At 31.7% G+C, this 26519-nt stretch carries 21 protein-coding genes and 5 tRNA genes; all 26 read left to right on the top strand.

All coding sequences use genetic code 11. The features are described from left to right. Nucleotides 1–45: 45 nt before the first annotated feature. Nucleotides 46–267, top strand: coding sequence for a PspC domain-containing protein (locus tag AC2TEO_RS05630; protein WP_442267173.1), 222 nt, complete (start codon nucleotides 46–48; stop codon nucleotides 265–267). Beyond that, on the top strand, nucleotides 264–1268 hold the full coding sequence (locus AC2TEO_RS05625) for a potassium channel family protein (RefSeq protein ID WP_442267172.1): 1005 nt from the start codon (nucleotides 264–266) through the stop codon (nucleotides 1266–1268). Before AC2TEO_RS05630 ends, AC2TEO_RS05625 begins: the two co-directional genes overlap by 4 nt. 130 nt (nucleotides 1269–1398) lie before the next feature. Then, nucleotides 1399–2985 (top strand): alanine/glycine:cation symporter family protein, encoded by a 1587-nt coding sequence (locus AC2TEO_RS05620; RefSeq protein WP_442267745.1) that lies wholly within the window; start codon nucleotides 1399–1401, stop codon nucleotides 2983–2985. 16 nt (nucleotides 2986–3001) lie between these two features. After that, complete coding sequence (locus AC2TEO_RS05615; protein WP_442267171.1) at nucleotides 3002–3898, top strand: ComEA family DNA-binding protein; 897 nt, start codon at nucleotides 3002–3004, stop codon at nucleotides 3896–3898. 34 nt (nucleotides 3899–3932) lie between these two features. Beyond that, nucleotides 3933–5090 (top strand): acyl-CoA dehydrogenase family protein, encoded by a 1158-nt coding sequence (locus tag AC2TEO_RS05610; RefSeq protein WP_442267170.1) that lies wholly within the window; start codon nucleotides 3933–3935, stop codon nucleotides 5088–5090. Between the two features lie 199 nt (nucleotides 5091–5289). Beyond that, on the top strand, nucleotides 5290–6675 hold the full coding sequence (locus tag AC2TEO_RS05605; protein WP_442267169.1) for an alpha-amylase: 1386 nt from the start codon (nucleotides 5290–5292) through the stop codon (nucleotides 6673–6675). A 139-nt stretch (nucleotides 6676–6814) separates the two neighbouring features. Then, nucleotides 6815–7012 (top strand): 30S ribosomal protein S21, encoded by a 198-nt coding sequence (gene rpsU / locus AC2TEO_RS05600; RefSeq protein ID WP_442267168.1) that lies wholly within the window; start codon nucleotides 6815–6817, stop codon nucleotides 7010–7012. 103 nt (nucleotides 7013–7115) lie between these two features. After that, a protein-coding gene (locus AC2TEO_RS05595) for an IS3 family transposase (RefSeq protein WP_442266462.1) occupies nucleotides 7116–8410 on the top strand; the annotation gives its coding sequence in 2 pieces (ribosomal slippage) (nucleotides 7116–7482 and nucleotides 7482–8410; 1296 coding nt in all). A 72-nt stretch (nucleotides 8411–8482) separates the two neighbouring features. Further along, nucleotides 8483–9370 (top strand): phage lytic cycle repressor MrpR family protein, encoded by an 888-nt coding sequence (locus tag AC2TEO_RS05590; protein WP_442267167.1) that lies wholly within the window; start codon nucleotides 8483–8485, stop codon nucleotides 9368–9370. A 5-nt stretch (nucleotides 9371–9375) separates the two neighbouring features. Beyond that, nucleotides 9376–9684, top strand: a complete 309-nt coding sequence (locus tag AC2TEO_RS05585; protein ID WP_442267166.1) for an HPF/RaiA family ribosome-associated protein — start codon at nucleotides 9376–9378, stop codon at nucleotides 9682–9684. Nucleotides 9685–9782: 98 nt separating this feature from the next. Then, nucleotides 9783–9856, top strand: a tRNA-Thr gene (locus tag AC2TEO_RS05580). A 44-nt stretch (nucleotides 9857–9900) separates the two neighbouring features. After that, nucleotides 9901–9983 (top strand) — tRNA-Tyr (locus tag AC2TEO_RS05575). Nucleotides 9984–10000: 17 nt separating this feature from the next. Further along, nucleotides 10001–10073, top strand: a tRNA-Gly gene (locus tag AC2TEO_RS05570). 74 nt (nucleotides 10074–10147) lie between these two features. Further along, nucleotides 10148–10220, top strand: a tRNA-Thr gene (locus AC2TEO_RS05565). A 63-nt stretch (nucleotides 10221–10283) separates the two neighbouring features. Next, complete coding sequence (gene tuf / locus AC2TEO_RS05560) at nucleotides 10284–11471, top strand: elongation factor Tu (protein ID WP_442267165.1); 1188 nt, start codon at nucleotides 10284–10286, stop codon at nucleotides 11469–11471. 53 nt (nucleotides 11472–11524) lie between these two features. Next, nucleotides 11525–11597, top strand: a tRNA-Trp gene (locus AC2TEO_RS05555). 15 nt (nucleotides 11598–11612) lie between these two features. Further along, a complete protein-coding gene (gene secE / locus AC2TEO_RS05550) occupies nucleotides 11613–11804 on the top strand; it encodes a preprotein translocase subunit SecE (protein ID WP_299625778.1) in 192 nt (63 codons plus the stop codon). A 2-nt stretch (nucleotides 11805–11806) separates the two neighbouring features. Next, entirely contained in the window at nucleotides 11807–12355 is a 549-nt protein-coding gene (gene nusG / locus AC2TEO_RS05545) for a transcription termination/antitermination protein NusG (RefSeq protein WP_442267164.1), read from the top strand. A 67-nt stretch (nucleotides 12356–12422) separates the two neighbouring features. After that, nucleotides 12423–12860: a 50S ribosomal protein L11 gene (gene rplK / locus AC2TEO_RS05540; RefSeq protein ID WP_299674768.1), complete on the top strand. Its 438-nt coding sequence runs from the start codon at nucleotides 12423–12425 to the stop codon at nucleotides 12858–12860. 17 nt (nucleotides 12861–12877) lie between these two features. Continuing rightward, the gene (gene rplA, locus AC2TEO_RS05535) at nucleotides 12878–13570 is read left to right on the top strand and encodes a 50S ribosomal protein L1 (protein WP_442267163.1); all 693 of its coding nucleotides are present in this window, start codon (nucleotides 12878–12880) and stop codon (nucleotides 13568–13570) included. A gap of 20 nt (nucleotides 13571–13590) precedes the next feature. Next, the gene (gene rplJ / locus AC2TEO_RS05530) at nucleotides 13591–14109 is read left to right on the top strand and encodes a 50S ribosomal protein L10 (protein WP_442267162.1); all 519 of its coding nucleotides are present in this window, start codon (nucleotides 13591–13593) and stop codon (nucleotides 14107–14109) included. A gap of 45 nt (nucleotides 14110–14154) precedes the next feature. Continuing rightward, nucleotides 14155–14529 (top strand): 50S ribosomal protein L7/L12, encoded by a 375-nt coding sequence (gene rplL, locus AC2TEO_RS05525; protein WP_299674759.1) that lies wholly within the window; start codon nucleotides 14155–14157, stop codon nucleotides 14527–14529. A 243-nt stretch (nucleotides 14530–14772) separates the two neighbouring features. Next, on the top strand, nucleotides 14773–18582 hold the full coding sequence (gene rpoB / locus AC2TEO_RS05520; protein WP_442267161.1) for a DNA-directed RNA polymerase subunit beta: 3810 nt from the start codon (nucleotides 14773–14775) through the stop codon (nucleotides 18580–18582). A 95-nt stretch (nucleotides 18583–18677) separates the two neighbouring features. Further along, nucleotides 18678–22949 (top strand): DNA-directed RNA polymerase subunit beta', encoded by a 4272-nt coding sequence (rpoC, locus tag AC2TEO_RS05515; protein WP_442267160.1) that lies wholly within the window; start codon nucleotides 18678–18680, stop codon nucleotides 22947–22949. Between the two features lie 53 nt (nucleotides 22950–23002). Continuing rightward, nucleotides 23003–23314, top strand: coding sequence for a DUF3467 domain-containing protein (locus AC2TEO_RS05510; RefSeq protein WP_442267159.1), 312 nt, complete (start codon nucleotides 23003–23005; stop codon nucleotides 23312–23314). 449 nt (nucleotides 23315–23763) lie between these two features. After that, on the top strand, nucleotides 23764–25728 hold the full coding sequence (locus AC2TEO_RS05505; RefSeq protein ID WP_442267158.1) for an OmpA family protein: 1965 nt from the start codon (nucleotides 23764–23766) through the stop codon (nucleotides 25726–25728). Nucleotides 25729–26519: the final 791 nt, after the last annotated feature.

The following is a 26519-nucleotide window of genomic DNA, read 5'->3' as shown; positions in this document are numbered from 1 at the left end:
ATAACAAATAAAATTCGATGTATCTTGCGTTAAATAATAAATGTAATGGTTGATTCAATACGACATTTTTTTGAACGATATGGTTTTGATGTGTCTTCTAGGTTAGGAGATAGGCTAGGAATGCGAGTAGTAAATGTTCGTTTGTTTTTTATTTACTTTTCATTTGTAACAGTTGGTTTATCTTTTGGTTTGTATTTGGTGTTAGCTTTTATTCTAAAATTGAAAGATAAAATTTATACTAAAAGAACTTCAGTATTCGATTTATGATACGATTTGTTTTAAAATCTCGTCTTTATAAAGCTTTCTTCTTTACAGGATTAATTTTCGCTATTGGAGTTTTAAGTTATTTGTTTTTATTTGATTATTCTTTTGTTGATGCATTTTATATGACAGTAATAACAATAACAACTGTTGGCTTTGGAGAGGTTCATCCTTTTTCTACAGAAGAGAAATTATTTACTACATTTTTAATTTTATCAAGCTTATTTACTTTTGGATATGCAGTGTCTTCTTTTTCTGAATATTTAATAAGTGGAGACTTTTTTCAACGACTTAAAATAAAAAGAGTGCAAAAACAGATTGAACAATTAGAAGGACATACTATTGTATGTGGTTTTGGAAGAAATGGGAAACAGGCTTTAGTCAAATTAAAAAGCTATAACAGAAAAGTTGTAATAATAGAAAAAGATAAAGAGCTTATTAAGCATTTAGATGAAAATCGTGTTTTAAATGTAGAAGGAGATGCGACTTCAGATGAAACTTTACTTAAAGCTGGAATTAAAAAAGCAAAATATTTAATCACAGCATTACCTTCTGATGCAGACAATTTGTTTGTGGTTTTAACAGCTAGTCAGCTTAATAAAGAATGTAAAATTATAAGTAGAGCATCTAAAGAAACAACGTACAGTAAATTAAAAATTGCTGGAGCTCATAATGTTATAATGCCAGATAAGTTAGGTGGTGCACATATGGCTTCATTAGTTGTAACTCCTGATGTTATTGAGTTTGTAGATAGATTAACTATTGAAGGAGACACAACTGCTAATTTAGAAGAAATAGCAATTAACGATTTGCCTAAAGAATATTTAAATAAAACAATTTTAGATTTAGATCTTAGAAAAAAAACAGGTTGTACTGTAATAGGCTATAAAACTTTAAATAATGAATACATAATTAATCCAGACGCTTCTTTAAAATTAGAAACAGACGGAAATTTAATAGTATTAGGAAGACCTGAACAAATCAATAAATTAAGGGAGTTGTTTTAATCAATAAAAAATCATTATTTCTTTTTACTTGAAACAATAAAAATAGTTTTAACGAGAAAAACTTGTTAAAAGATCAGTTTTTTAAGATATTGCGACCTACTAATTCAACAAAACTATATATTTACACATGATGAATAAAAAACTAACGGCATTACTATTGGGGTTGATGCCGATGCTAACTTTCGCCCAGGAGAAAGGTTTAGACCAAAAAATAGATGAGGCGTTTCAACCAATTTCTAATTTCTTTAGTGATATTATCTTTTTCGATATTGCAGGGACACCTTTTGTTTTAATATTACTTGTTTTTAGTGCTGCATTTTTTACAATTTATTTTGGTTTTCCTAATATACGTCACTTTTTTACAGCAATTAATGTTGTTAGAGGAAAGTATGATGATGTTGATAAGGCTGTAGTAGAAGAAGCTTATGGTGATTCAACTCCAGGAGGAGATTCTATAGAAACGATTAGAGATGAAAGTAAAGAAGGAGAGGTAACTCACTTCCAAGCTCTAGCAACTGCAGTATCAGGAACTGTAGGTAATGGAAATATTGCAGGTGTTGCTTTAGCAATCGCTTTGGGTGGTCCAGGTGCTACATTCTGGATGATCGTTTGTGGTTTATTAGGAATGTCAACAAAGTTTGTTGAATGTACTTTAGGTGTACAGTACAGAGATGTAGATGAAGAAGGAACTGTATACGGAGGACCAATGTATTACTTATCTAAAGGTCTAAAAGAAAAAGGGTTTGAAACATTAGGTAAAATTACTGCTGTATTATTTGCAATTTTCTGTATTGGAGGTTCTTTTGGTGGAGGTAATGCTGCACAATCGAATCAAGCAACAGTAGTTATTAAAAAATTAATGAATTTAGAAAGTTCAAGTGCTGGAGCAATTATTGGTTTAGTATTAGCTTTAGTAGTTGGTATCATTATTATTGGAGGTATTAAACGTATTGCAACTGTAACTGAAAAAGTAGTACCATTTATGGCTTTACTTTACTTATTAGCATGTTTGTATATTTTAGGAGCTAATTTTAGTTTAGTTGATGATGCTATAAGTTTAATTTTTAGAGAGGCTTTTAATCCAACAGCTATTGGAGTTGGAGGTGTTATTGGAGTTTTACTCGTAGGATTCAAAAGAGCGGCTTTCTCTAATGAAGCGGGAGCAGGTTCAGCATCCATTGCTCACTCTGCTGTGAAAACTAAGTATTCTGCATCTGAAGGTTTAGTAGCATTATTAGAGCCATTTATTGATACGGTTGTAATTTGTACAATGACTGCGTTAGTTATTATTATTTTCAACTTTGGAGGAGAGTTTTCTTATGGAGGAGACGGAACAGGTGGAGTTTTAATTGACGGAGTTAGAGTAGAAGGTGCCGGTATTACAGCTTCGGCTTTTGCTAAATATATTCCATTCTCTGATTGGTTCTTAACTATCGCAGTAGTATTATTTGCTGTATCAACTATGATTTCTTGGTCTTATTATGGATTACAATCTTGGAAATTCTTATTTGGTAGAGGAAAGAAAGCTGATTTAACATACAAGATTTTATTCTTAACTTTCGTGGTAATTGGAGCAGCTGCAAGTATGGGGTCTATTTGGGCATTCTCAGATGCAATGATCTTTGCTATGGTATTCCCTAATATGGTAGGATTATATTTCTTAATGCCTGTTGTTAAGAAACAATTAAAAAGATATTTAGACGCTATCAAAGGATAGTGAATAAAATTATCATATGAAAAATTTCAAATCCCATTTCTGGTATTCTAAAAGCCAAAGAAATGGGATTTTATTTTTGGCTTTATTAATCATATTATTTCAATTATTATATTTTTTTATTGATGTTTCTCCTGAATCAGAACTTCCAATAAATACAGAAGAGATAGTAATGTTGCAGTCAGAAATAGATAGTTTAAGAAAAGAAAAAGAAGAAAAGCTAAATAAAATATATCCGTTTAATCCAAATTATATTTCAGATTTTAAAGGGGAGAAATTGGGTATGTCTTTAGAAGAGATTGATAGATTACATGCATTTCGTAAACAGAATAAGTTTGTGAATTCTGCATCAGAATTTCAAAATGTTACTAAAGTTTCTGATAGTCTATTAAATGTAATTTCGCCATATTTTAAATTTCCAGATTGGGTTGTTAAAAAGCAAAAACATAAATTAAAACAAACTTTAACTACACCTGTTATTGTAGAAGATAATCAGACTACTAAGAAAGAGATTTCTACAAATGATATCAATAAAGCTAGTGTAAATGATTTTACTATTGTAGATGGGGTAGGAGAAGTAATTTCTACAAGAATTATTAAGTATCGTTCTAAATTAAAAGGATTTAGTTTTAAAGATCAACTTTATGAAGTTTGGGGTTTAGAAAAAGAACTTGCTGATGAAATATTAAAAGCTTTTGTAATTCAAGAAAAACCTAACATTGAGAAAATCAATGTTAACACTGCATCATTCAAGGAAATACTTAATTTACCTTATATAGATTATAACTTATGTAAGAAAATTTTTGATTATCGAGATGAAGTTGCTGAACTCCAAGATATAAAAGAATTAAGAAATATTAAAGATTTTCCTCAAAACAAATACGACAGAATAGTCTTATATTTGAAAGCAAAATAACAAACAACAAACTTAATTAAAACTTATTTACAGTATGTACTTTACTGAAGAACATGAATCATTTCGTAAAAGTTTCAGAGATTTTTTACAGAAAGAAGTAGTTCCTCATATCGAGAAATGGGAGGAAACCGGTACTATAGATCGCTTTATTTGGGAAAAATTTGGTGAAATGGGATATTTCGGTTTATATCAACCTGAAGAATATGGTGGATTAGATCTTGATTTATTTTATACAATTATATTTTTAGAAGAATTACAAAGAATTAATTCTGGTGGTTTTGCTGCTGCTATGTGGGCTCATGCTTATTTGGCAATGACACATCTTAAAAAAGAAGGAGATCATAGAATTAAAACAGAATATTTAGCTCCAAGTATTGAGGGAAAGAAAATAGGTTGTTTATGTATCACAGAACCTTTTGGAGGAAGTGATGTTGCAGGTATGAGAACTACTGCAGTTAAAGATGGTGATAATTATGTGTTAAATGGTTCTAAAACATTTATCACTAATGGGGTTTATTCAGATTATCTTATAGTTGCAGCTAAAACTAATCCTGAAGACAAATATAAAGGAATGAGTATTTTCCTTGTAGATAGAGATACAAAAGGAGTTTCATCTACGAAACTAAATAAATTAGGTTGGAGAGCATCAGATACTGGTGAAATAGCTTTCGATAATGTAGTTATTCCAAAAGAAAACTTAATGGGTGAAGAAGGAAAAGGTTTTCCTTATATCATGCAGCATTTTGCATTAGAACGATTAATTATGGGAGTTAACGCACATGCAAGAGCAGATTATGCTTTAGAATATGTGTTAGAGTATATGAACGAACGTGAAGCTTTTGGTAAAAAAATCAACGAATTTCAGGCATTAAGACATAAAGTTGCAGAAATGGCATCTAAAGTTGATATGTGTAAAGAATATAATTACTCAATTACTAAAAGATTAAACGATGGAACTTATGTAGTAAAAGAAGCAAGTATGAGTAAATTACTATCAACAAAATTTGCAGATGAAGTAATTTATGATGCTTTACAGTTGTTAGGAGGTTATGGTTATATGGAAGATTATCCTCTTGCTAGAATGTTTAGAGATAGTAGATTAGGACCTATAGGAGGTGGTACTTCTGAAATATTAAAAGAAATAATAGCTAAAATGATTATTGATAAAAAAGAATATAAACCAGCAACATAATTTTTGTTGTTTTAAAATATAAAAGAGGATGTTTATGCATCCTTTTTTTTGTGTTTATTTTTTGCTGAAATTGTTTTTTAAAGGTTTGTGTATTGTTAATTATTGAATTTATTAACACGAAATCGATTTCGTTTCTAAACCGATTTCGTAATCTGAATTTCATTAAATAAATTGAAGCAAACAAATAAACCTAGTAAAAATGAAAACCCTTTTAAAACTTTTGTTAATTCTATTGTTTATCAATTTTTCTTGTTCAGATAATCAAGCAGAAGTAACACCGATTGAAGATGAAACTTCAAAGTTAAATGATACAGATAATAATATTTCAGCCCGACAAGGATTGAAACCAATTGGAACAGGAGTAATGATGCAAGCTTTCTATTGGGATGTTCCAGCAGGAGGGACTTGGTGGGAAAAAGTAGAAAGTAAAGTTCAAAGTTGGAGTAATGCTGGAATAGATGCTATCTGGTTACCTCCTGTGTCTAAAGCTCAAAACGGAGCTTTTTCTATGGGATATGATCCTTTTGATTATTACGATTTCGGAGAATATGATCAAATGGGAAGTATAGAAACACGGTTTGGATCGAAGTCAGAACTTCAAAGTTTAATCAGTGAAGCACATAATGCAAAATTAAGTGTAATAGCAGATATTGTAATTAACCATAATAGTGGAGGAGAATTAGAAGATAATCCATATACAGGTACGCCTTATTATACAGATTTTAATCCAAAATCTGGGAAATTTTTCAGGAGTAACAGTGATTTTCATCCTAATGCAAATTGTAATAGTGATTCAGGAGTATTTGGCGGCTTTCCAGATTTAAGTCATTGTCAGCCTTATGTGCAAGATTGGTTATGGAAAAGATCTAATAGTGTGGCGAAATATTATAAAAATGTTATGGGATTTGATGGTTGGAGATTCGATTATGTAAAAGGTTTTGAACCTTGGGTAGTAAGAGAATGGAAAAATGCTGTTGGAGGTTTTTCTGTTGGTGAATATTGGGATGGAAATGCAGGGACTTTAGACTGGTGGTCTAGTGAAGCTCAAGTATCTGCTTTCGATTTTGCTTGTTATTACAGAATGAGAGATGCATTTCAAGGAAATAATTTAAATAGATTAAATGATGATATGCTTTGGAAAAGAAATTCTAGTAAAGCAGTAACGTTTGTGGCTAATCATGATACAGATGAAATATATAACGGTAAACTTTTAGCTTATGCTTACATTTTAACACACGAAGGATATCCTACTATTTTTTATAGAGATTATGAAGAATGGTTAAATAAATCCAAATTAAATAATTTAATTTGGATTCATAATAATCTTGCTGGAGGTAATACATCTATTCTTCATGTAGATAACGATGAATATATAGCGAGAAGAAATGGTTATAATAATGCAGGTTTAGTAGTTTATATAAATAATTCCGATTCTTGGAAAGAAAGATGGATAGAAACTAATTGGTCTAATACAAGAATTAAAGATTATACAGGTCACTCAAGTTGGGAACCAGTCACTCAAGGAGGAAAATGGGTTAGGATACAAGCCCCGCCTAAAAGTTATACTGTTTGGTCACCAAAATAAATGACTGATTAATTGGAATATATAATATATTATGTATCTTTGCAGTCCGAAAAAATAAGAATATAACTATAAAAATTAGTTAAGCGACTGATTTTTAATTAAAAATATAAAAGAGACGTATGAGAGGAGGTGCAAAAACATGTTAATTATTCCAGTTAAAGAAGGTGAGAATATCGATAGAGCTTTAAAACGTTACAAACGTAAATTCGATCGTACGAAAACAATGAGAAACTTACGTGAGCGTAAGCAATATACAAAACCATCTGTTGCTAAAAGAGCTCAAAAAATTAAAGCTTCTTACATCCAAAGGTTAAGAACGCAAGAAGAAATTGGTTAAGCCAATTTTTACTATAAAAATTTAAGCCCATACATTTTGTGTGGGCTTATTTTTTTATTAAAATGTCTCGTCCTGAAATAGCGTTACACAAATTTGTAACCTTATGAACGACAACATTTACCGCAAACGTACTCAGAAAGATTATACGATGAGTTTTAAACTTTCGGTTGTATCGGAAGTAGAAAAAGGCGAATTAACCTACAAACAAGCTCAACTTAAATATGGGATTCAAGGAAGAAGTACTGTTTTAGTATGGTTGAGAAAATATGGTAACTTTGATTGGACTGATCAAACACCATCTAATATGCCAAAATCACCAGAACAAAAATTATTAGAGTTAGAGCAAAAATTACGTCAATTAGAAAAGCAAAACAATCGTTTAAAAGCTCAAGCAGCAGCATCAGAGAAGAAAGCGATACTGTTTGATATGATGATTGATTTAGCTGAGAAAGAGTATAATATTCCTATTAGAAAAAACTCCAAAACCGAGTAATTGATATGTTTGTTTTACAAAAGAAAGAAAGTATTTCTTCTACCTGTAAATTACTTGGGTTTAGCAGACAGGTCTATTATCAAGCTAACTATAGAGTTAAGAAATCTCAATCAATAGCCAATAAGGTTGTTGAATTGGTTAAGCGTGTAAGAATGGAACAACCAAGGATTGGGACAAGAAAACTGTATTATCTTCTTTCGGAGGAATTAAGCAGTTTAGCTGTTGGAAGAGATCGATTATTTGATATTTTACGAGCTAATAAACTATTGATAAAACGACAAAAGAGTTATCACATTACAACCAACTCTCATCATCGTTTTAGAAAACATACTAATCTTATTGAAAATCTGGAAATAAATAGACCAGAACAAGTATGGGTAGCAGATATTACATATTTAGGCAATCGTAAGAACCCTATGTATTTATCATTAATTACAGATGCATATTCTAAGAAAATCATAGGATATCATTTGGATAAAACTTTAGAAGTAAGCTCAACGGTAAAAGCCTTGGAGATAGCTATGAAAAATAGAGTATATCCAGAGAAGGAACTTATCCATCATTCAGATAGAGGATTGCAGTACTGTAGTAACATCTATCAAAATATTTTATCAAAACATAATATTAAATGTAGTATGACAGAATCATACGATCCATATCAAAATGCGATAGCTGAACGGGTTAATGGAATCTTAAAACAAGAGTTCTTTATTGCTACCACAAATCTAGATATTAAGATAATGAAGAAAATAGTAAAGCAATCAATAACTATTTATAACTCTAAAAGACCGCATTGGTCATGTCATTTTAAAACTCCTAACCAGGCACATCAACAAAATAAAATGAAGATAAAATCATATCGAAAAAAAACATCATCTAAAGCTATAGCTTTAGATGATGTTTAATATATTTAATCAATAAATAACTGTAACGGTTATTTAGGACTAGTCAATATTATTTAAAATTGAGTTTGTTTTATGTTTATTAATGCTTTTTTAGATTATCTGTCTTTTGAGAAAAAATATTCATCTCATACTGTTTTAGCATATAAAACAGATTTACTTGGATTTAAAGATTTTTGCGAAATAGAATTTGATCAAGTAGATTTAGAAACTATTCATTATAATCAAATTAGGAGTTGGATTGTTTCTTTGATCGATGAAGGTGTTTCAAATAGAACCGTAAATAGGAAAATAAGTAGTTTAAAAACATTCTATAAATTTCTTCAAAAAATAGAGGTAATAACAGCTAATCCTCTTTCTAAACATAAATCATTAAAAGTACAGAAGAAAAATGAGATTCCGTTTTCTGTTAAAGAAATGGAAAGTGTCTTTGAAGAATTAAACGATAAAGATTTTGTTTCTCTTAGGGATAAATTAATAGTAGAACTATTTTATTCAACAGGAATGAGAAGAATTGAATTAATTAATGTTAAAATTTGTGATATTAATTTCGATTTTAATACGGTTAAAATTTTAGGAAAAAGAAATAAAGAAAGAATAATTCCTTTATTAACTACTGTAATTCAAACCTTGAGAAAATATTTAATTAAGAGAGAAGAAATAAATGCAAATAATGAACATTTATTACTTACTGAAAAAGGAAATAAAATTTATGAAACTCTTGTTTATCGAGTAATAAATCGCTACTTTAGTAAGGTCTCGACAAAGACTAAAAAGAGTCCGCATATTCTAAGGCACACTTTTGCTACTCAATTACTCAATCAAGGTGCGGATTTGAATTCGGTTAAAGAATTACTAGGACATTCTAGTTTAGCCTCAACCCAAGTTTATACTCATAATAACTTGGAACAATTAAAACAAGTGTTTAACAAAGCTCATCCTAGGAGCAAAAAAAAAGACTGAAGATTATGAAGGTATTCACACAATCCGTAAATTTTAAAGTAGATGGAGATTTAATTAATTTCATTCAGAAGAAAGTGGGAGGTTTAGAAAAGTTCCACGATAAGATAGTTGATGCGGAAGTTTTCTTGAAAGTTCAAAAAACTAGTGATAAAGAAAATAAATTTACAGAGATTAAAATAAATATTCCAGGTAACGAATTAATCGTAAAAAAGATGAATAAAACCTTTGAAGAAGGTGTCAGTCTTGGTGTTGAGTCATTAAAAAGACAATTAAGAAAGTCAAAAGAAAAAAAAAGAGTATCTTTGGAACTATAAAAAGTTTATAAAAAAAATGCAAAAAGTTTTATAAATTCAAAATTACTTTTTAAATTTGCAGTCCGTTAGAAATAACGGATTGTTTTTTTAAACAAAAAGCCGATATAGCTCAGCTGGCTAGAGCAGCTGATTTGTAATCAGCAGGTCGTGGGTTCGAGTCCCTCTATCGGCTCAAAAAGAAACAAAAGTTCATTAAAATATTATTTAAGATTTAAAGGGGAGATTCCAGAGCGGCCAAATGGGACGGACTGTAACTCCGTTGTCTTTCGACTTCGCAGGTTCGAATCCTGCTCTCCCCACAAAATCTTGTTTTTTTGCGGGAGTAGCTCAGTTGGTAGAGCGTCAGCCTTCCAAGCTGAATGTCGCCGGTTCGAACCCGGTCTCCCGCTCAAAATCATTTGCGATTTTGTTTTTTTTGAAATTTGATTGAAAGAAAACTAAAACAGTAAATTGTAAATGTGATGCCGGTGTAGCTCAGCTGGTAGAGCGCATCCTTGGTAGGGATGAGGTCACGGGTTCAAGTCCCGTCATTGGCTCAATAAAAAAAAGAGTTTAAGATAACACTAAATATATTTAACTAAGAATTAAAATTAATAATCATGGCAAAAGCAACTTACGATCGTTCAAAGCCACACTTAAATGTTGGAACTATCGGTCACGTAGATCACGGTAAGACTACATTAACAGCTGCTATTACAAAAGTATTAGCAGACGCAGGATATTCAGAGAAAAGAGATTTTGATCAAATCGATAACGCTCCGGAAGAGAAGGAAAGAGGTATTACAATTAACTCTTCTCACGTAGAGTATGCAACTGCAAACCGTCACTACGCACACGTTGACTGTCCAGGTCACGCCGATTATGTAAAGAACATGGTAACTGGTGCTGCTCAAATGGATGGTGCTATCTTAGTAGTTGCGGCTACAGATGGTCCAATGCCACAAACTCGTGAGCATATCTTATTAGGTCGTCAGGTAGGGATTCCACGTATCGTTGTTTTCTTAAACAAAGTTGATATGGTTGATGATGAGGAGTTATTAGAGTTAGTTGAAATGGAAGTTAGAGAATTATTATCTTTCTATGAATATGATGGAGATAATAGTCCTGTAGTTCAAGGATCTGCTTTAGGAGCTTTAAATGGAGAGCAAAAATGGGTTGATACAGTATTAGAGTTAATGGAAGCTGTTGATACTTGGATTGAAGAGCCGCCAAGAGATACTGAAAAAGATTTCTTAATGCCAATTGAAGATGTGTTCTCTATTACAGGTCGTGGTACTGTTGCTACTGGTCGTATTGAAACTGGTATCATCAATTCTGGAGATCCTGTAGAGATTATTGGAATGGGAACTGAAAAGTTAACTTCTACTGTAACAGGAATCGAAATGTTCCGTCAGATTTTAGATAGAGGTGAAGCAGGAGATAATGCTGGTATCTTATTAAGAGGTATTGATAAGAATGATATCAAAAGAGGAATGGTAATTGTTAAGCCAGGTTCTGTAACTCCACACGCTAAGTTTAAAGCTGAGGTTTATATCTTAAAGAAAGAAGAAGGTGGTCGTCACACTCCTTTCCACAATAATTACCGTCCACAGTTCTATGTGCGTACTACTGATGTTACTGGTAATATTGCTTTACCTGATGGTGTAGAAATGGTAATGCCAGGTGATAACTTAACTATTACAGTTGATTTAATCCAACCAATTGCATTAAATATCGGTTTACAGTTTGCTATCCGTGAAGGAGGTAGAACAGTAGGTGCTGGTCAGGTAACTGAAATTTTAGACTAATAATTAATTAGTAATAAAGACTAGAGGCGTCCCAGCCGGGACGTCTTTATAATACGGGTTTAGCTCAGTTGGTAGAGCACTGGTCTCCAAAACCAGGTGTCGGGAGTTCGAGCCTCTCAACCCGTGCAAATTTTATAAGTGATGAACAACTTTATACAATATATTAAAGATTCTTTTGAAGAATTAAGTACTAACATGACTTGGATTTCTCGTGAAGAAGCACAGAAATCTACAGTAGTAGTTGCAGTTTTTACAATTGTTTTTGCTTTAGCTGTAGCGTTTATTGATAAAGTTTTTCAATCTAGTTTAGATAAATTTTTTAATTTATTTTAAGGATGGCTGATTCAGTAATGAAATGGTATGTCGTGAGAGCGATAGGTGGGCAGGAGAATAAAGTCAAGTCTTACATCGAAACAGAGATAGCTAGACATGGATTATCTGATTATGTTAATCAAGTTATCGTTCCTACAGAAAAAGTTGTTCAAATAAGAAATGGTAAGAAAATGAATCGTGAAAGGGTTTATTTTCCAGGTTATATCATGGTTGAAGCAAATTTAGCTGGTGAGGTTCCTCATGTAATTAAATCTGTTACTGGTGTAATAGGTTTTTTAGGTGAAACAAAAGGAGGTGATCCAGTTCCTATGCGTAAATCAGAAGTTAACAGAATGTTAGGTAAAGTTGACGAGTTATCCGTTAATGAAGAAAATGTTGCTATACCATATACAGTAGGAGAAACTGTAAAGGTTGTAGATGGACCTTTTAATGGTTTTGATGGTATAGTTGAGAATGTTAATGAAGAAAAACGTAAGCTTGAAGTAATGGTTAAAATTTTCGGAAGAAAAACACCATTAGAATTAAGCTACATGCAAGTAGAGAAAATATAACTGTTACATATATATTTTATTAAGATGTGTTAGCTTCCAAAATTAATGCATCGTTAAAACTTAAACAATGGCAAAAGAAGTAAGTAAATTAGTTAAACTACAAGTAAGGGGAGGTGCTGCGAATCCATCGCCACCAGTTGGACCCGCTTTAGGTGCTGCCGGAGTTAACATCATGGAGTTCTGTAAACAGTTTAATGCTCGTACACAGGACAAACAAGGTAAAGTATTACCAGTAGTGATTACAGTATATACTGATAAATCATTCGAATTTGTTGTTAAAACTCCACCAGCTGCAGTACAATTACTAGAAGCGGCCAAAATTAAGAAAGGTTCTGGAGAACCAAATAGAAAGAAAGTAGCAAGTGTTACTTGGGATCAAGTTAGAACTATTGCAGAAGATAAGATGGCAGATTTAAATGCTTTCGAAATTGAATCAGCAATGAGAATGATCGCAGGAACTGCTCGCTCTATGGGATTAACAGTAACAGGTGATGCACCTGCTTAAACTAAAAGAGAATTAAAATGGCAAGATTAACAAAAAAGCAAAAAGAAGCTCGTGCTAAGATTGACTACTCTAAGGTTTATGACTTAAAGGCAGCATCAGCATTGATTAAAGATATTACAAACGTAAAGTTTGATGCATCTGTTGATTTAGCAGTACGTTTAGGGGTAGATCCTCGTAAAGCTAATCAAATGGTACGTGGAGTTGTAACATTACCTCATGGAACTGGTAAAGATGTAAAAGTTTTAGCATTAGTTACTCCAGATAAAGAAGCTGAAGCTCAAGCAGCAGGAGCTGATTATGTTGGATTAGACGAATACCTTCAAAAAATTAAAGGAGGTTGGACAGACGTAGATGTTATCATTACTATGCCTAGTGTAATGGGTAAATTAGGACCTTTAGGACGTGTTTTAGGGCCAAGAGGTTTAATGCCAAACCCAAAGACAGGTACAGTTACTATGGATGTTGCAAAAGCAGTTGCTGAAGTAAAAGCTGGTAAAATTGACTTTAAAGTTGATAAAACAGGTATTGTTCACGCTGCAATCGGTAAAGCATCTTTCGATGCAGATAAAATTGCCGAAAATGCTAACGAATTAGTTCAAACACTTTTAAAATTAAAGCCAACAGCAGCAAAAGGAACTTATATTAAGAGTATCTTTATGTCTTCAACTATGAGTCCTAGTGTTCCTGTAGATGTGAAATCTGTTTCATAGGCAGTTAAAATCTATATATCATGACTAGAGAGGAAAAATCACAAGTAATACAAGATTTAACAGCGCAATTAGCAGATACAAGTACAATCTATTTAGCAGATATTTCTGGTTTAGATGCTACAACTACATCTAACTTACGTAGAGCTTGTTTTAAAGCTAACGTTACATTGGCTGTTGTAAAAAACACATTGCTTGAAAAAGCAATGGAAGCTTCAGATAAAGATTTTGGAGATTTACCAGAAGTTTTAAAGGGAAATACTTCATTGATGATTGCAGAGGCTGCAAACGCACCTGCAAAAGTTATCAAGGAGTTTAGAAAAAAGTCTAAAGATAGACCTTTATTAAAAGGTGCTTTTGTAGAAGAAGCTGTTTACATTGGAGACGATCAGTTAGACGCTCTTGTAAATATCAAATCTAGAGAAGAACTTATCGGTGATATTATCACATTATTACAATCGCCTGCTAAGAATGTTGTTTCAGCATTACAATCAGGAGGTAGTAAGTTATCTGGTATCTTAAAGACATTATCAGATAAATAATTAAGCGCACTAATAAACTAATAATAAAAAATTAAAACAATTAAAATGGCAGATTTAAAAGAATTCGCAGAACAATTAGTTAACTTAACAGTAAAAGAAGTTAATGAATTAGCAGATATCTTAAAGGATGAGTATGGTATCGAGCCTGCAGCAGCAGCAGTAGCAGTAGCAGCTGGACCAGCAGGAGGAGGAGATGCAGCTGAAGAGAAAACTGAGTTCGACGTAATCTTAAAGGCAGCAGGAGGTTCTAAATTAGCAGTAGTAAAATTAGTTAAGGAATTAACTGGTTTAGGATTAAAAGAAGCTAAAGGAATCGTTGATAGCGCACCAGCTCCAGTAAAAGAAGGAGTATCTAAAGATGAGGCAGAAGGTCTTAAGAAGTCTTTAGAAGAAGCAGGAGCTGAAGTAGAGTTAAAGTAAGCTTACTCCCCACAATAAAGTGGGATAACAAAATACAGGTTTAGGTTCTAAAACAAAAAGTTTTAGGCCTAAACCATTTTGTGTATATATTTGTTCTTAAAATCACATTCAATATAGTTTGTGTTTTTGCAACTTTTAATTAATGATTATCAAATAGTTAATTTTTAATTTAGTTGTAAAGTGTTAGAAAAAAAAACTTTATTAGTTTAATAAGATATTTTTAATTCAAAAATAGTTTCTCTTTTGGCAACGATAAAAACTACTGAAAGAATCAACTTCGCATCTTCACGCATTGGAGCAGATTATCCAGATTTTCTGGATATTCAAATTAAATCTTTCCAAGATTTTTTCCAATTACAAACAAAAGCTGAAGAAAGAGGAGAAGAGGGTTTATATAAAACCTTCATGGATAACTTCCCAATTACAGATACAAGAAATCAATTCGTTTTAGAATTTTTAGATTACTTTGTAGACCCACCACGATACAGTATACAAGAATGTATTGAAAGAGGTTTAACTTATAGTGTACCTCTTAAAGCAAGGTTAAAGTTATATTGTACAGACCCTGAACATGAAGATTTTGAAACCATTGTTCAAGATGTGTATTTAGGAACTATACCTTATATGAGTGGATCTGGAACATTTATTATAAATGGAGCAGAGAGAGTTGTTGTATCTCAATTGCATAGATCTCCTGGAGTTTTCTTTGGTCAGTCTTTCCATGCAAATGGAACAAAATTATATTCTGCAAGGGTAATTCCTTTTAAAGGTTCCTGGATTGAATTTGCTACAGATATTAATCAGGTAATGTATGCCTACATTGATAGAAAGAAAAAGTTACCTGTAACAACATTATTCAGAGCAATTGGTTACGAAAGAGATAAAGACATACTTGAAATTTTTGATTTAGCTGAGGAAGTAAAAGTTTCTAAAGCTGGGTTAAAAAAAGTATTAGGTAGAAAATTAGCAGCTAGGGTATTAAAAACTTGGCATGAAGATTTCGTGGATGAAGATACAGGAGAAGTAGTTTCTATTGAACGTAATGAAATCATTTTCGACCGTGATACTATTTTAGAAAAAGAACATGTAGATGAAATAATTGAAGCAGGAGCAAAAACCATATTATTACACAAAGAAGATAATGATATGGCAGATTATGCTATTATTCATAATACATTACAAAAAGACCCTACTAACTCTGAAAAAGAAGCAGTAGAGCATATTTACCGTCAATTACGTAATGCTGAACCACCAGATGAGGAAACAGCAAGAGGTATTATAGACAAATTATTTTTCTCTGAGCAAAGATATAATTTAGGAGAAGTTGGTCGTTTCAGAATGAATACTAAACTTCAATTAAATGAAGATATTGATCAAAAAGTATTAACGAAGAATGATATTATTACTATCGTTAAATACTTAATAGAATTAATTAATTCTAAGGCAGAAGTAGATGATATTGACCACTTATCTAATCGTCGTGTACGTACAGTAGGTGAGCAATTAGCAGGTCAATTTGGTGTTGGTTTAGCTCGTATGGCTCGTACAATTCGTGAGAGAATGAATGTGCGTGACAATGAGGTGTTTACTCCAATTGATTTAATTAATGCAAAGACATTATCTTCTGTAATTAATTCGTTCTTTGGAACGAATCAGTTATCTCAGTTTATGGATCAGACGAATCCACTTGCTGAGATTACACATAAACGTCGTTTATCTGCATTAGGACCTGGAGGTTTATCTAGGGAAAGAGCTGGTTTCGAGGTTCGTGATGTTCACTATACTCACTACGGTCGTTTATGTCCAATTGAAACTCCTGAAGGTCCAAACATTGGTCTGATTTCATCTTTAGCGGTTTATGCTAAAGTAAACCCAATGGGATTCATCGAAACACCATATAAAAAGGTAAATGAAGGTAAGGTATTAGACGAGGGGCCTATTTATTTGAGTGCTGAAGAAGAAGAAGGAATGAAGTTCGCTCAATCTAATATTGAAGTTACTGATGACGGATCTATTGATAGAGATAAAGTAATTGCAAGAGAGGAAGGAGATTTCCCTGTAGTTACACCTGAGGTTGTTAATTATATGGACGTTGCTCCTAACCAAATCGCTTCTATATCAGCTTCATTAATTCCATTCTTAGAACATGATGATGCGAACCGTGCATTAATGGGATCTAACATGATGCGTCAGGCTGTACCTTTATTAAGACCTGATGCACCAATTGTAGGAACTGGATTAGAGAGGAGAGTAGCAAAAGATTCTAGAATCTTAATAAACGCAGAAGGAGATGGAGTTGTAGAGTATGTTGATGCAAATACAGTTACGATCAAGTATGATAGAACTGATGAAGAGCGTTTAGTAAGTTTTGATTCAGATGATAAATCATACGATTTAATTAAGTTCAGAAAAACTAACCAAGGAACTAATATTAACTTAAAGCCTATCGTAAGAAAAGGTGATAGAGTAGAAAAAGGACAAGTTCTTTGTGAAGGTTATGCAACGCAGCAAGGAGAGTTAGCTTTAGGTAGAAATATGAAGGTTGCCTTCATGCCTTGGAAAGGATATAACTTTGAGGATGCGATTGTAATTTCTGAAAAAGTAGTTCGTGAAGATATATTTACTTCTATCCATATTGATGAATATTCTTTAGATGTTCGTGATACAAAATTAGGAGCTGAAGAATTAACAAACGATATTCCAAACGTTTCAGAAGAGGCTACTAAAGATCTTGATGAAAATGGAATGATCCGTATAGGAGCAGAAGTGAAGCCTGGAGATATTTTAATTGGTAAAATTACTCCTAAAGGAGAAAGTGATCCAACTCCAGAAGAAAAATTATTAAGAGCAATTTTTGGTGATAAAGCTGGAGATGTAAAAGATGCTTCTTTAAAAGCTTCTCCATCATTAAAAGGTGTTGTAATTAATAAGAAATTATTTAAGAGAGCTGTAAAAGATAAAAACAAAAGAGCAAGAGATAAAGAAGCAGTAGCAACTTTAGAAGCTTCTTTTGTGTCTAAGTTCGAAGATTTAAAAGATCAATTAATCGAAAAATTATTTCATTTAATTACTGGAAAAACATCTCAAGGTATATTTAACGATTTGGGTGAAGAAGTTTTACCAAAAGGTAAAAAATTCACTCAAAAAATGTTAAACTCTGTTGATGATTTTACACACTTAAATGGGGTTTGGACTACAGATAAAGAATTAAACGCTTTAGTTGTAGAGTTAATTCACAACTATAAGATTAAAGTTAACGATTTACAAGGAGTTCTTCGTCGTGAGAAGTTTACAATTTCTGTTGGAGATGAATTACCTGCTGGTATTTTAAAGTTAGCTAAAATTTATATTGCTAAAAAGCGTAAGTTAAAAGTAGGGGATAAGATGGCAGGACGTCACGGTAACAAAGGTATTGTTGCTCGTATTGTACGTCAAGAAGATATGCCTTTCTTAGAAGATGGAACACCAGTAGATATTGTATTAAATCCATTAGGGGTACCATCTCGTATGAATATTGGTCAGATTTATGAAACTGTTCTAGGATGGGCAGGTCAAAAATTAGGTCAGAAATATGCAACTCCAATTTTCGATGGTGCTTCTTTAGATGAAATCAATAAATTAACAGATGAGGCAGGAATTCCTAGATTTGGTCATACATATTTATATGATGGAGGTACAGGACAACGTTTCGATCAACCAGCAACAGTTGGGGTAATTTATATGATTAAGTTAGGTCACATGATTGAAGATAAGATGCACGCACGTTCTATCGGACCATACTCTTTAATTACGCAACAACCATTAGGAGGTAAAGCTCAGTTTGGAGGTCAACGTTTTGGAGAAATGGAGGTATGGGCTCTTGAAGCATATGGAGCATCTAGTATCTTACGCGAAATCTTAACTGTAAAATCGGATGATGTATTAGGTAGAGCTAAAGCATACGAAAGTATAGTTAAAGGTGAAGCAATGCCAGAACCTGGATTACCAGAATCATTTAACGTATTAATGCATGAGCTTAAAGGTTTAGGGTTAGACGTTAAATTAGAAGAGTAAAAAAGATAATCAAGATTGTTATATAGCAATCTTGGTTTCAGTGTTTATATAATTATAATTTAAGCATTATAGCTTAAAGCATTTTGCAAACTATTATGGCAAGAAAGAACGAAAAATACACTGTTAAGAAATTTAACAAAATTTCAATTGGTTTAGCTTCTCCTGAATCTATTTTAGAAGCATCTAAAGGAGAGGTTTTAAAGCCAGAAACAATAAATTACCGTACGCACAAACCAGAAAGAGATGGGCTTTTCTGTGAAAGAATTTTTGGTCCTGTTAAAGATTATGAATGTGCTTGTGGTAAATACAAAAGAATCCGATACAAAGGAATCGTTTGTGATCGATGTGGAGTTGAAGTAACTGAGAAGAAAGTTCGTAGAGATAGAGTAGGTCACATCAATTTGGTAGTACCAGTTGCTCATATTTGGTACTTTAGATCATTACCTAACAAAATGGGATACTTATTAGGTTTACCATCTAAGAAGTTAGATATGATCATCTATTACGAGCGTTATGTAGTAATCCAACCAGGTATTGCTAAAAATGCAGAAGGAGAACCATTACAAAAACTAGACTTCTTAACAGAAGAAGAATATTTAGATATAGCTGATTCTTTACCACAAGATAATCAGTATTTAGAAGATACAGATCCTAATAAATTTATAGCTAAAATGGGAGCTGAGTGTTTAATTGAGTTATTAGCTCGTATCGATTTAGATGAGTTATCTTACCAATTAAGACACAAAGCGAATACTGAGACTTCTAAACAGCGTAAAAATGAAGCTTTAAAGAGGTTAAATGTAGTAGAGGCTTTTAGAGATTCTCAAAAGAATAGAGAGAATAAGCCAGAGTGGATGATCATGAAAGTTGTTCCTGTAATTCCACCAGAGTTACGTCCATTAGTGCCATTAGATGGTGGTCGTTTCGCTACTTCAGATTTAAATGATTTATATCGTCGTGTAATTATTCGTAACAATCGTTTAAAGAGATTAATGGAGATCAAAGCTCCTGAAGTAATCTTAAGAAATGAGAAACGTATGTTACAAGAATCTGTAGATTCATTATTTGATAATACACGTAAATCATCAGCAGTTAAAACAGAATCTAATAGACCATTAAAGTCTTTATCTGATAGTTTAAAAGGTAAACAAGGTCGTTTCCGTCAGAACTTATTAGGTAAGCGTGTTGATTACTCTGCACGTTCTGTAATTGTTGTTGGACCAGAATTAAAGCTATATGAATGTGGATTGCCAAAAGATATGGCAGCTGAATTATACAAGCCTTTCGTAATTCGTAAGTTAATAGAAAGAGGTATTGTTAAGACAGTAAAATCTGCAAAGAAAATAATCGATAGAAAAGAGCCAGTAGTTTGGGATATTCTTGAAAACGTAATTAAAGGTCACCCAGTTTTATTAAACCGTGCTCCAACGTTACACCGTTTAGGTATCCAGGCATTCCAACCTAAATTAATAGAAGGTAAAGCAATCCGTTTACACCCATTAGTATGTACGGCCTTCAACGCCGATTTCGATGGAGATCAAATGGCGGTTCACTTACCTTTAGGACCAGAAGCTATCTTAGAAGCTCAGTTGTTAATGCTAGCTTCTCACAATATTTTAAACCCTGCAAATGGTGCTCCAATTACTGTACCATCTCAGGATATGGTATTAGGATTATACTACATGACTAAAGAGCGTAAATCTACTCCAGATTTGGTAATCAAAGGAGAAGGTTTAACATTCTATTCTCCAGAAGAAGTTACTATTGCTTACAATGAAAAGAGAGTAGACTTAAATGCTGGTATTAAAGTAAGAACTCAAGATGTAGAGGATGGTCAAGTAGTTACCAAAATTATAGAAACTACTGTAGGTAGAGTTTTATTTAACGAAGTTGTACCAGAAGCTGCTGGTTATGTAAACCAAGTTTTAACTAAGAAATCTTTAAGAGGAATTATTGGTGATATATTAAAAGTTACAGATATTCCTGCTGTTGGTAAATTCTTAGATGAAATCAAAAATATGGGATATAAATTTGCTTTCCAAGGTGGTTTATCATTCTCATTAGGTGATATCATTATTCCAGAAGAAAAGCACACTATGATTGCTGAAGCTAACAAAGAGGTGGATGGAATCGTAATGAATTATAACATGGGTATGTTAACTCAAAAAGAACGTTATAATCAGGTAATTGATGTTTGGGGTTCTACAAACAACAGACTAACTGAATTATCTATGAAGCGTTTACGTGAGGATCAACAAGGGTTTAACTCTGTATTTATGATGTTAGATTCTGGAGCTCGTGGTTCTAAAGAGCAGATTCGTCAGTTAACAGGTATGCGTGGATTAATGGCAAAACCTAAAAAATCGACTGCTGGTGGTGGAGAGATTATTGAAAACCCAATTCTTTCTAACTTTAAAGAAGGTCTTTCAATTTTAGAATACTTTATCTCTACGCACGGTGCTCGTAAAGGATTAGCTGATACCGCATTAAAAACTGCCGATGCTGGATATTTAACGCGTCGTTTAGTAGATGTATCTCAAGATGTAATAGTAAATGAAGTAGACTGTGGTACATTACGTGGATTAGAGATTATGCCATTAAAGAAAAATGATGAAATCGTTGAATCTTTAGCAGATAGAATTGAGGGTAGAGTTTCTTTACATGATGTTTATAGTCCTAATTCAGATGATATTTTAGTAAGTGCAGGTCAACTTATTACTGAACCTTTAGCTAAAGCAATTCAAGCTACAGGTATCGATAGAGTAGAAGTACGTTCTCCTCTAACTTGTGAGTCTAAGAGTGGTATTTGTGCTCAGTGTTACGGTAAGAGTTTATCTACAGCGAAGAAAGTACAAAGAGGTGAAGCAGTTGGTGTAATTGCTGCACAATCTATTGGAGAACCAGGTACACAGTTAACACTTCGTACATTCCACGTTGGAGGAGTAGCAGGAAATATTTCAGAAGAAAATAAATTAATTTCTAAATTCGACGGTAACGTAAAAATTGAAGATTTACGAACAGTTAATGGAAAGGATAGTAATGGAGAACCTGTAGAAATTGTTATCTCTCGTACAGCTGAAATTAAAATTATTGATAAGAAAACTGGAATTACATTAAGTACCAATAACATCCCTTACGGATCGGTAATTTTTGATAAAGAAAGAAAGACGATTAAAAAAGGAGATGCAGTATGTCAATGGGATCCATTTAACGGAGTTATTGTTTCAGAATTTGGAGGTAAAGTTAAGTTTGACAACTTAGAGCAAGGTATTAATTACTCTGTAGAAGTTGATGAACAAACAGGATTCCAAGAGAAAGTAATTACTGACTCTAAGAATAAAAAAATTATTCCTTCTTTAATTATTGAAGATGCAGATGGTAATGCTTTACGTTCGTATAGTTTACCTGTAGGAGCTCATTTAATTGTAGAGAATGGAGATGATGTAGAAGAAGGTAAAACTTTAGTTAAAATTCCACGTAAGTCTGGTAAAGCGGGAGATATTACAGGAGGTTTACCACGTGTAACGGAATTATTCGAAGCACGTAATCCTTCAAACCCAGCAGTAGTTGCTGAAATTGATGGAGTTGTATCTTTTGGAAAAATTAAGCGTGGTAATCGTGAAATTATTGTAGAGTCAAAAACAGGAGATATTAAGAAGTATTTAGTAAAGTTATCGAATCAAATATTAGTTCAAGAAAATGACTTTATTAAAGCTGGTATGCCATTATCTGATGGAGCTACAACACCAGCTGATATCTTAAGAATTAAAGGGCCTTCAGCAGTTCAAGAATACTTAGTAAATGAAATACAAGATGTATACCGTTTACAAGGGGTGAAAATTAACGATAAGCACTTTGAAGTTGTAGTACGTCAAATGATGCGTAAAGTTAAGATTATTGATTCTGGAGATACATTATTCTTAGAGAATCAATTAGCTCACAAGAACGATTTTATCGAAGAAAATGATAAAATCTATGGTATGAAAGTAATTGAAAATGCCGGAGATTCTGAGAATTTAAGAGAAGGTCAATTAATAACAGCACGTGAATTAAGAGACGAGAATTCTCTTTTACGTAGAGCAGACAAAGAATTAGTAATAGCGAGAGATGCTCAACCTGCAACAGCAGAACAAGTACTTCAAGGTATTACTAGAGCTTCGTTACAAACGAAATCATTTATCTCAGCAGCATCGTTCCAGGAAACAACGAAAGTGTTAAATGAAGCAGCTGTTAATGGTAAGATAGATACTCTTGAAGGATTAAAAGAGAATGTAATTGTAGGTAAACGTATACCAGCAGGTACAGGTCTTAGACATTATGAGCAAGTAATAGTTGGACCAAAAGATGAAATCCAACAAAGTTTATAGTACAAACTTAAAGGCCTCTTAATTTAAGAGGTCTTTTTTGATTTTAATATATAATGGAAGAAAATACAAAAGATCCACAAATTAATATTGAATTAGATCAAGATGTGGCAGAAGGAACATACAGTAATTTAGCTATAATTAACCATTCAGTTTCTGAATTTATAGTAGATTTTATAAATATTATGCCAGGAGTTCCTAAAGCTAAAGTTAAATCGAGAATTATTTTAACACCACAACACGCTAAACGTTTAACCAAAGCTTTAGCTGATAATGTTAGAAAATTTGAACAAGCTCATGGTGAAATTAAAGAGTATGAGCAACCGCCTATTCCTATGAATTTTGGAGGAACAACAGGTGAAGCTTAAAATATAAATTAAATCGAGATATTTCTCGATTTTTTTATTTTATAAAACATTCTAGAATAATTTTCAATATAAGAGGCTCTTACAACATTTTTTTAATTTACATAAATCAAAAAAAAATTAAAAGTTTATATTATTTTTTCATTTTAGGTAAAAAAATTATATTTGTTCTATAGAAGTTTAAATATTAACAAAAAAAGTTAATATATTTAAATTCTTAACAAACCAAACTAATACTACTTTATTTTTAATATTCTATCCCCAAAAAAAATGAGAAAATTAAAAATGTATATATTTTACAAACTATAATTTGAAGATGTAAAAAACAACTATATTCTAATCAAATAGAATAAATTGTTTGAATTTATAATACATATTAATAAGACCTTTTTAGGAAGAATAGATAGTAACTTTAGAAGTTTAAAACTTTTAAAATTAAACTAAAGTATTGAATGAAGAAATTTATTTTAATTTATTTATTATTAATAACTTCAATTGGTTATTCACAGCGAAGATATGCAGCTGATCGTTATTTTAATGAATTCGCATATAAAAAATCAGCTGAGTTATATAAAGCTTTATACGATAAAGGAGATGAATCTAAGTTGGTAATAAGTAGACTAGGAGATTCTCATTACTACAATACAGAATCTATAGAAGCTGAAAAATGGTACAAACTCTTAATGGAAAAGTATGCTGATAAAGTTTCACCAGAATATTTATTTAGATATGCTCAAACTTTAAAGAGTAATGGAAAAGTTAAAGAATCAGATCTTTGGTTGGAAAAATTGAAAGAGATTGATATTAATGATTCAAGAGCTTTAGAACTAGCAAAGAATCGTAATTACTTTGTTGAGTATTCTAATAGAAAGAAAACCTTTGTTAATATTAAAAATTTATCTATCAACACTAAATATTCAGATTTTGGTGGATATATATATGATGGTAAATTATACTACGCATCAACAAAACCCACAGGAAATAAATATGATAGAAGAAGATATAAATGGAATAATCAACCATTTTTAAATGTATATATAGCAGAAGAACAATTTAGTGATATAGCTGAAGGTTTAGAATTAGGAAACCTTAAGCAATTTAATGAAATAAGTACCCGTTATCACGAGTCAAATGTCATTTTTACTAATGATGGAAATACTGTATACTTTACACGAGATAATTTTGATGGAAAAAAGTTAAGAGGTGACAAACAAAAAATAACGCATTTAAAAATCTATAAAGCTGAGAAGATAAATAATGAATGGAAAAACTTTACAGAACTTCCATTTAATAGTGATTTATATTCTTGTGGTCATCCCGCGTTAAGCGCAGATGGTAAAACCTTATATTTTGTTTCAGATATGCCTGGAGGAATTGGAGCAACCGATATTTATTCTGTAGAAATTCAAGATAATAATACTTACGGAACTCCAATAAATTTAGGAAGAACTATAAATACAGAAGGTAGAGAAATGTTTCCTTATGTAGATAAAGAAAACACAATGTATTTTTCTTCAGATGGTCTTTTAGGAATTGGAGCTTTAGATATTTTTGAATCTAAAACAGATACAAATGGATCGTTTACAACTCCAATAAATTTAGGAACACAAGTTAATAGTCCCTTAGATGATTTTAGTTTTGTTATAAGTGAAGATAAATCTTATGGTTATTTTTCTTCTAACAGAGAAGGAGGGAAAGGTGATGACGATATTTATAGTTTTGTGATATACAGATGTAAAGAAGAAATTACAGGAATTGTAACTGATTCTAGAACAGGTGAACCTATTTCAGGAGCTAAGGTTAGATTAATAGACGAAAAAGGAGAACCGATTAAACAACAAATAACTAGTAATGACGGTAGATATTTATTTAAAGATATTACTTGTGAAAATAATTATACAGTAACAGCATCTAAAGAAGATTACAGGAATGATAAAAAGAATGCTATAACTGAAGATATAGATAAGAAAGCAATTCAAGCAGATTTAGTTTTAGAATCGTTAATAGTTGACGAACCTGAGGTAGATTCACAAATTGTAATCAACCCTATTTACTTTGATTTTGATTTATATAACATAAGAGAAGATGCGGAATATGAGTTAGAGCATATTGTGTCTGTGATGAATAATCACCCTGATATGGTGATTAAAATAGAATCTCACACAGACAGTAGAGGAACAAAAGCATATAATAGAACTTTATCAACTAATAGAGCAAAGTCAACAAAAGCTTATTTGATATCTAGAGGAATAGCTTCAAATAGAATTCAAAGTGCAATTGGTTATGGTGAAGATCAATTATTAAATCATTGTAATGATGTGAATCAAAGAAAATGTTCTGAAGCAGAGCATCAAAAAAATAGAAGATCATATTTTTATATAGTTAAAGGAGGTAAGAATGTTTCAACCAATCAATAATAAAAAAAAGAGTGTTAATTTTTTAGTTTTTTTTCAGAAAAAAGTTAACGTATGTTAAAAAAAATACTATATTAGTAATGTCAATAAGTAAAAATAATATTTGACAATAATAAAATAGCTCCCCTAAAAACAATTATATAATTTTGATATATATCATCTTAAGTATGGTAAATGCTTAATAGATGTAAGTTCCTTAAGTTTTTTTATTTAATTTTAATGTGTTAAAATTTGTTAAAAAAAAATAAGTGATTATTTTAGTATAAATTTTTAAATCGTAACACCCCCGGTCTATGCAAAAAAATACTTTTAGAAAACAAACTTCATTAACCTTTTCTTATAGTTATAAGTTATGTAAGTTTTTACTGTAAAAAAGGTATAACTAACCAACCATAAATTACTATTCATTTTTGAAAAAAAACTTTTCATACTGTCTATTTATAGATAATGTATGGTTTAAAAGTATATGACGTAAAAATAAAAAACCCCACAATTGTTACACTTTGGCGAGCGGAAACAAGAGTAGGGCATGAATATAACAATCAATTAATAAACTGATCATTATGCTAAAATGTCTTCAGGTTATTTTTTTAAGAATATGTGGCATATTTCTTAAAAAAATAAAAGCGAAATCATCTGTAGAAATAATAGATTTTTCACAAAAACTCGAAGCCTCGCAAGTTAGTGAAAATTATATTAACTCTAAGGGTTTTGCTCAAGTTTTAAATTACTTTTATAATTTGTTAAATAGAGTTGTAAAGAAAAAAGAATTCACCCCTTTTTTACTTAATAAC

Source organism: Tenacibaculum aquaeponti, assembly GCF_057221555.1.
This window is presented reverse-complemented; position numbering and strand designations above follow the sequence as displayed.

Excerpts from the sequence above, each read along its gene's own strand:
- AC2TEO_RS05625 (WP_442267172.1), top strand. The coding sequence starts at position 264 with ATGATACGATTTGTTTTAAAATCTCGTCTTTATAAAGCTTTCTTCTTT.
- rpsU (WP_442267168.1), top strand. The coding sequence starts at position 6,815 with ATGTTAATTATTCCAGTTAAAGAAGGTGAGAATATCGATAGAGCTTTA.
- tuf (WP_442267165.1), top strand. The coding sequence starts at position 10,284 with ATGGCAAAAGCAACTTACGATCGTTCAAAGCCACACTTAAATGTTGGA.
- rplK (WP_299674768.1), top strand. The coding sequence starts at position 12,423 with ATGGCAAAAGAAGTAAGTAAATTAGTTAAACTACAAGTAAGGGGAGGT.
- rpoC (WP_442267160.1), top strand. The coding sequence starts at position 18,678 with ATGGCAAGAAAGAACGAAAAATACACTGTTAAGAAATTTAACAAAATT.
- rplJ (WP_442267162.1), top strand. The coding sequence starts at position 13,591 with ATGACTAGAGAGGAAAAATCACAAGTAATACAAGATTTAACAGCGCAA.
- AC2TEO_RS05630 (WP_442267173.1), top strand. The coding sequence starts at position 46 with ATGGTTGATTCAATACGACATTTTTTTGAACGATATGGTTTTGATGTG.
- AC2TEO_RS05510 (WP_442267159.1), top strand. The coding sequence starts at position 23,003 with ATGGAAGAAAATACAAAAGATCCACAAATTAATATTGAATTAGATCAA.
- rplA (WP_442267163.1), top strand. The coding sequence starts at position 12,878 with ATGGCAAGATTAACAAAAAAGCAAAAAGAAGCTCGTGCTAAGATTGAC.
- AC2TEO_RS05620 (WP_442267745.1), top strand. The coding sequence starts at position 1,399 with ATGAATAAAAAACTAACGGCATTACTATTGGGGTTGATGCCGATGCTA.
- AC2TEO_RS05590 (WP_442267167.1), top strand. The coding sequence starts at position 8,483 with ATGTTTATTAATGCTTTTTTAGATTATCTGTCTTTTGAGAAAAAATAT.
- AC2TEO_RS05505 (WP_442267158.1), top strand. The coding sequence starts at position 23,764 with ATGAAGAAATTTATTTTAATTTATTTATTATTAATAACTTCAATTGGT.
- AC2TEO_RS05605 (WP_442267169.1), top strand. The coding sequence starts at position 5,290 with ATGAAAACCCTTTTAAAACTTTTGTTAATTCTATTGTTTATCAATTTT.
- rplL (WP_299674759.1), top strand. The coding sequence starts at position 14,155 with ATGGCAGATTTAAAAGAATTCGCAGAACAATTAGTTAACTTAACAGTA.
- AC2TEO_RS05610 (WP_442267170.1), top strand. The coding sequence starts at position 3,933 with ATGTACTTTACTGAAGAACATGAATCATTTCGTAAAAGTTTCAGAGAT.
- AC2TEO_RS05615 (WP_442267171.1), top strand. The coding sequence starts at position 3,002 with ATGAAAAATTTCAAATCCCATTTCTGGTATTCTAAAAGCCAAAGAAAT.
- AC2TEO_RS05585 (WP_442267166.1), top strand. The coding sequence starts at position 9,376 with ATGAAGGTATTCACACAATCCGTAAATTTTAAAGTAGATGGAGATTTA.
- secE (WP_299625778.1), top strand. The coding sequence starts at position 11,613 with ATGAACAACTTTATACAATATATTAAAGATTCTTTTGAAGAATTAAGT.
- nusG (WP_442267164.1), top strand. The coding sequence starts at position 11,807 with ATGGCTGATTCAGTAATGAAATGGTATGTCGTGAGAGCGATAGGTGGG.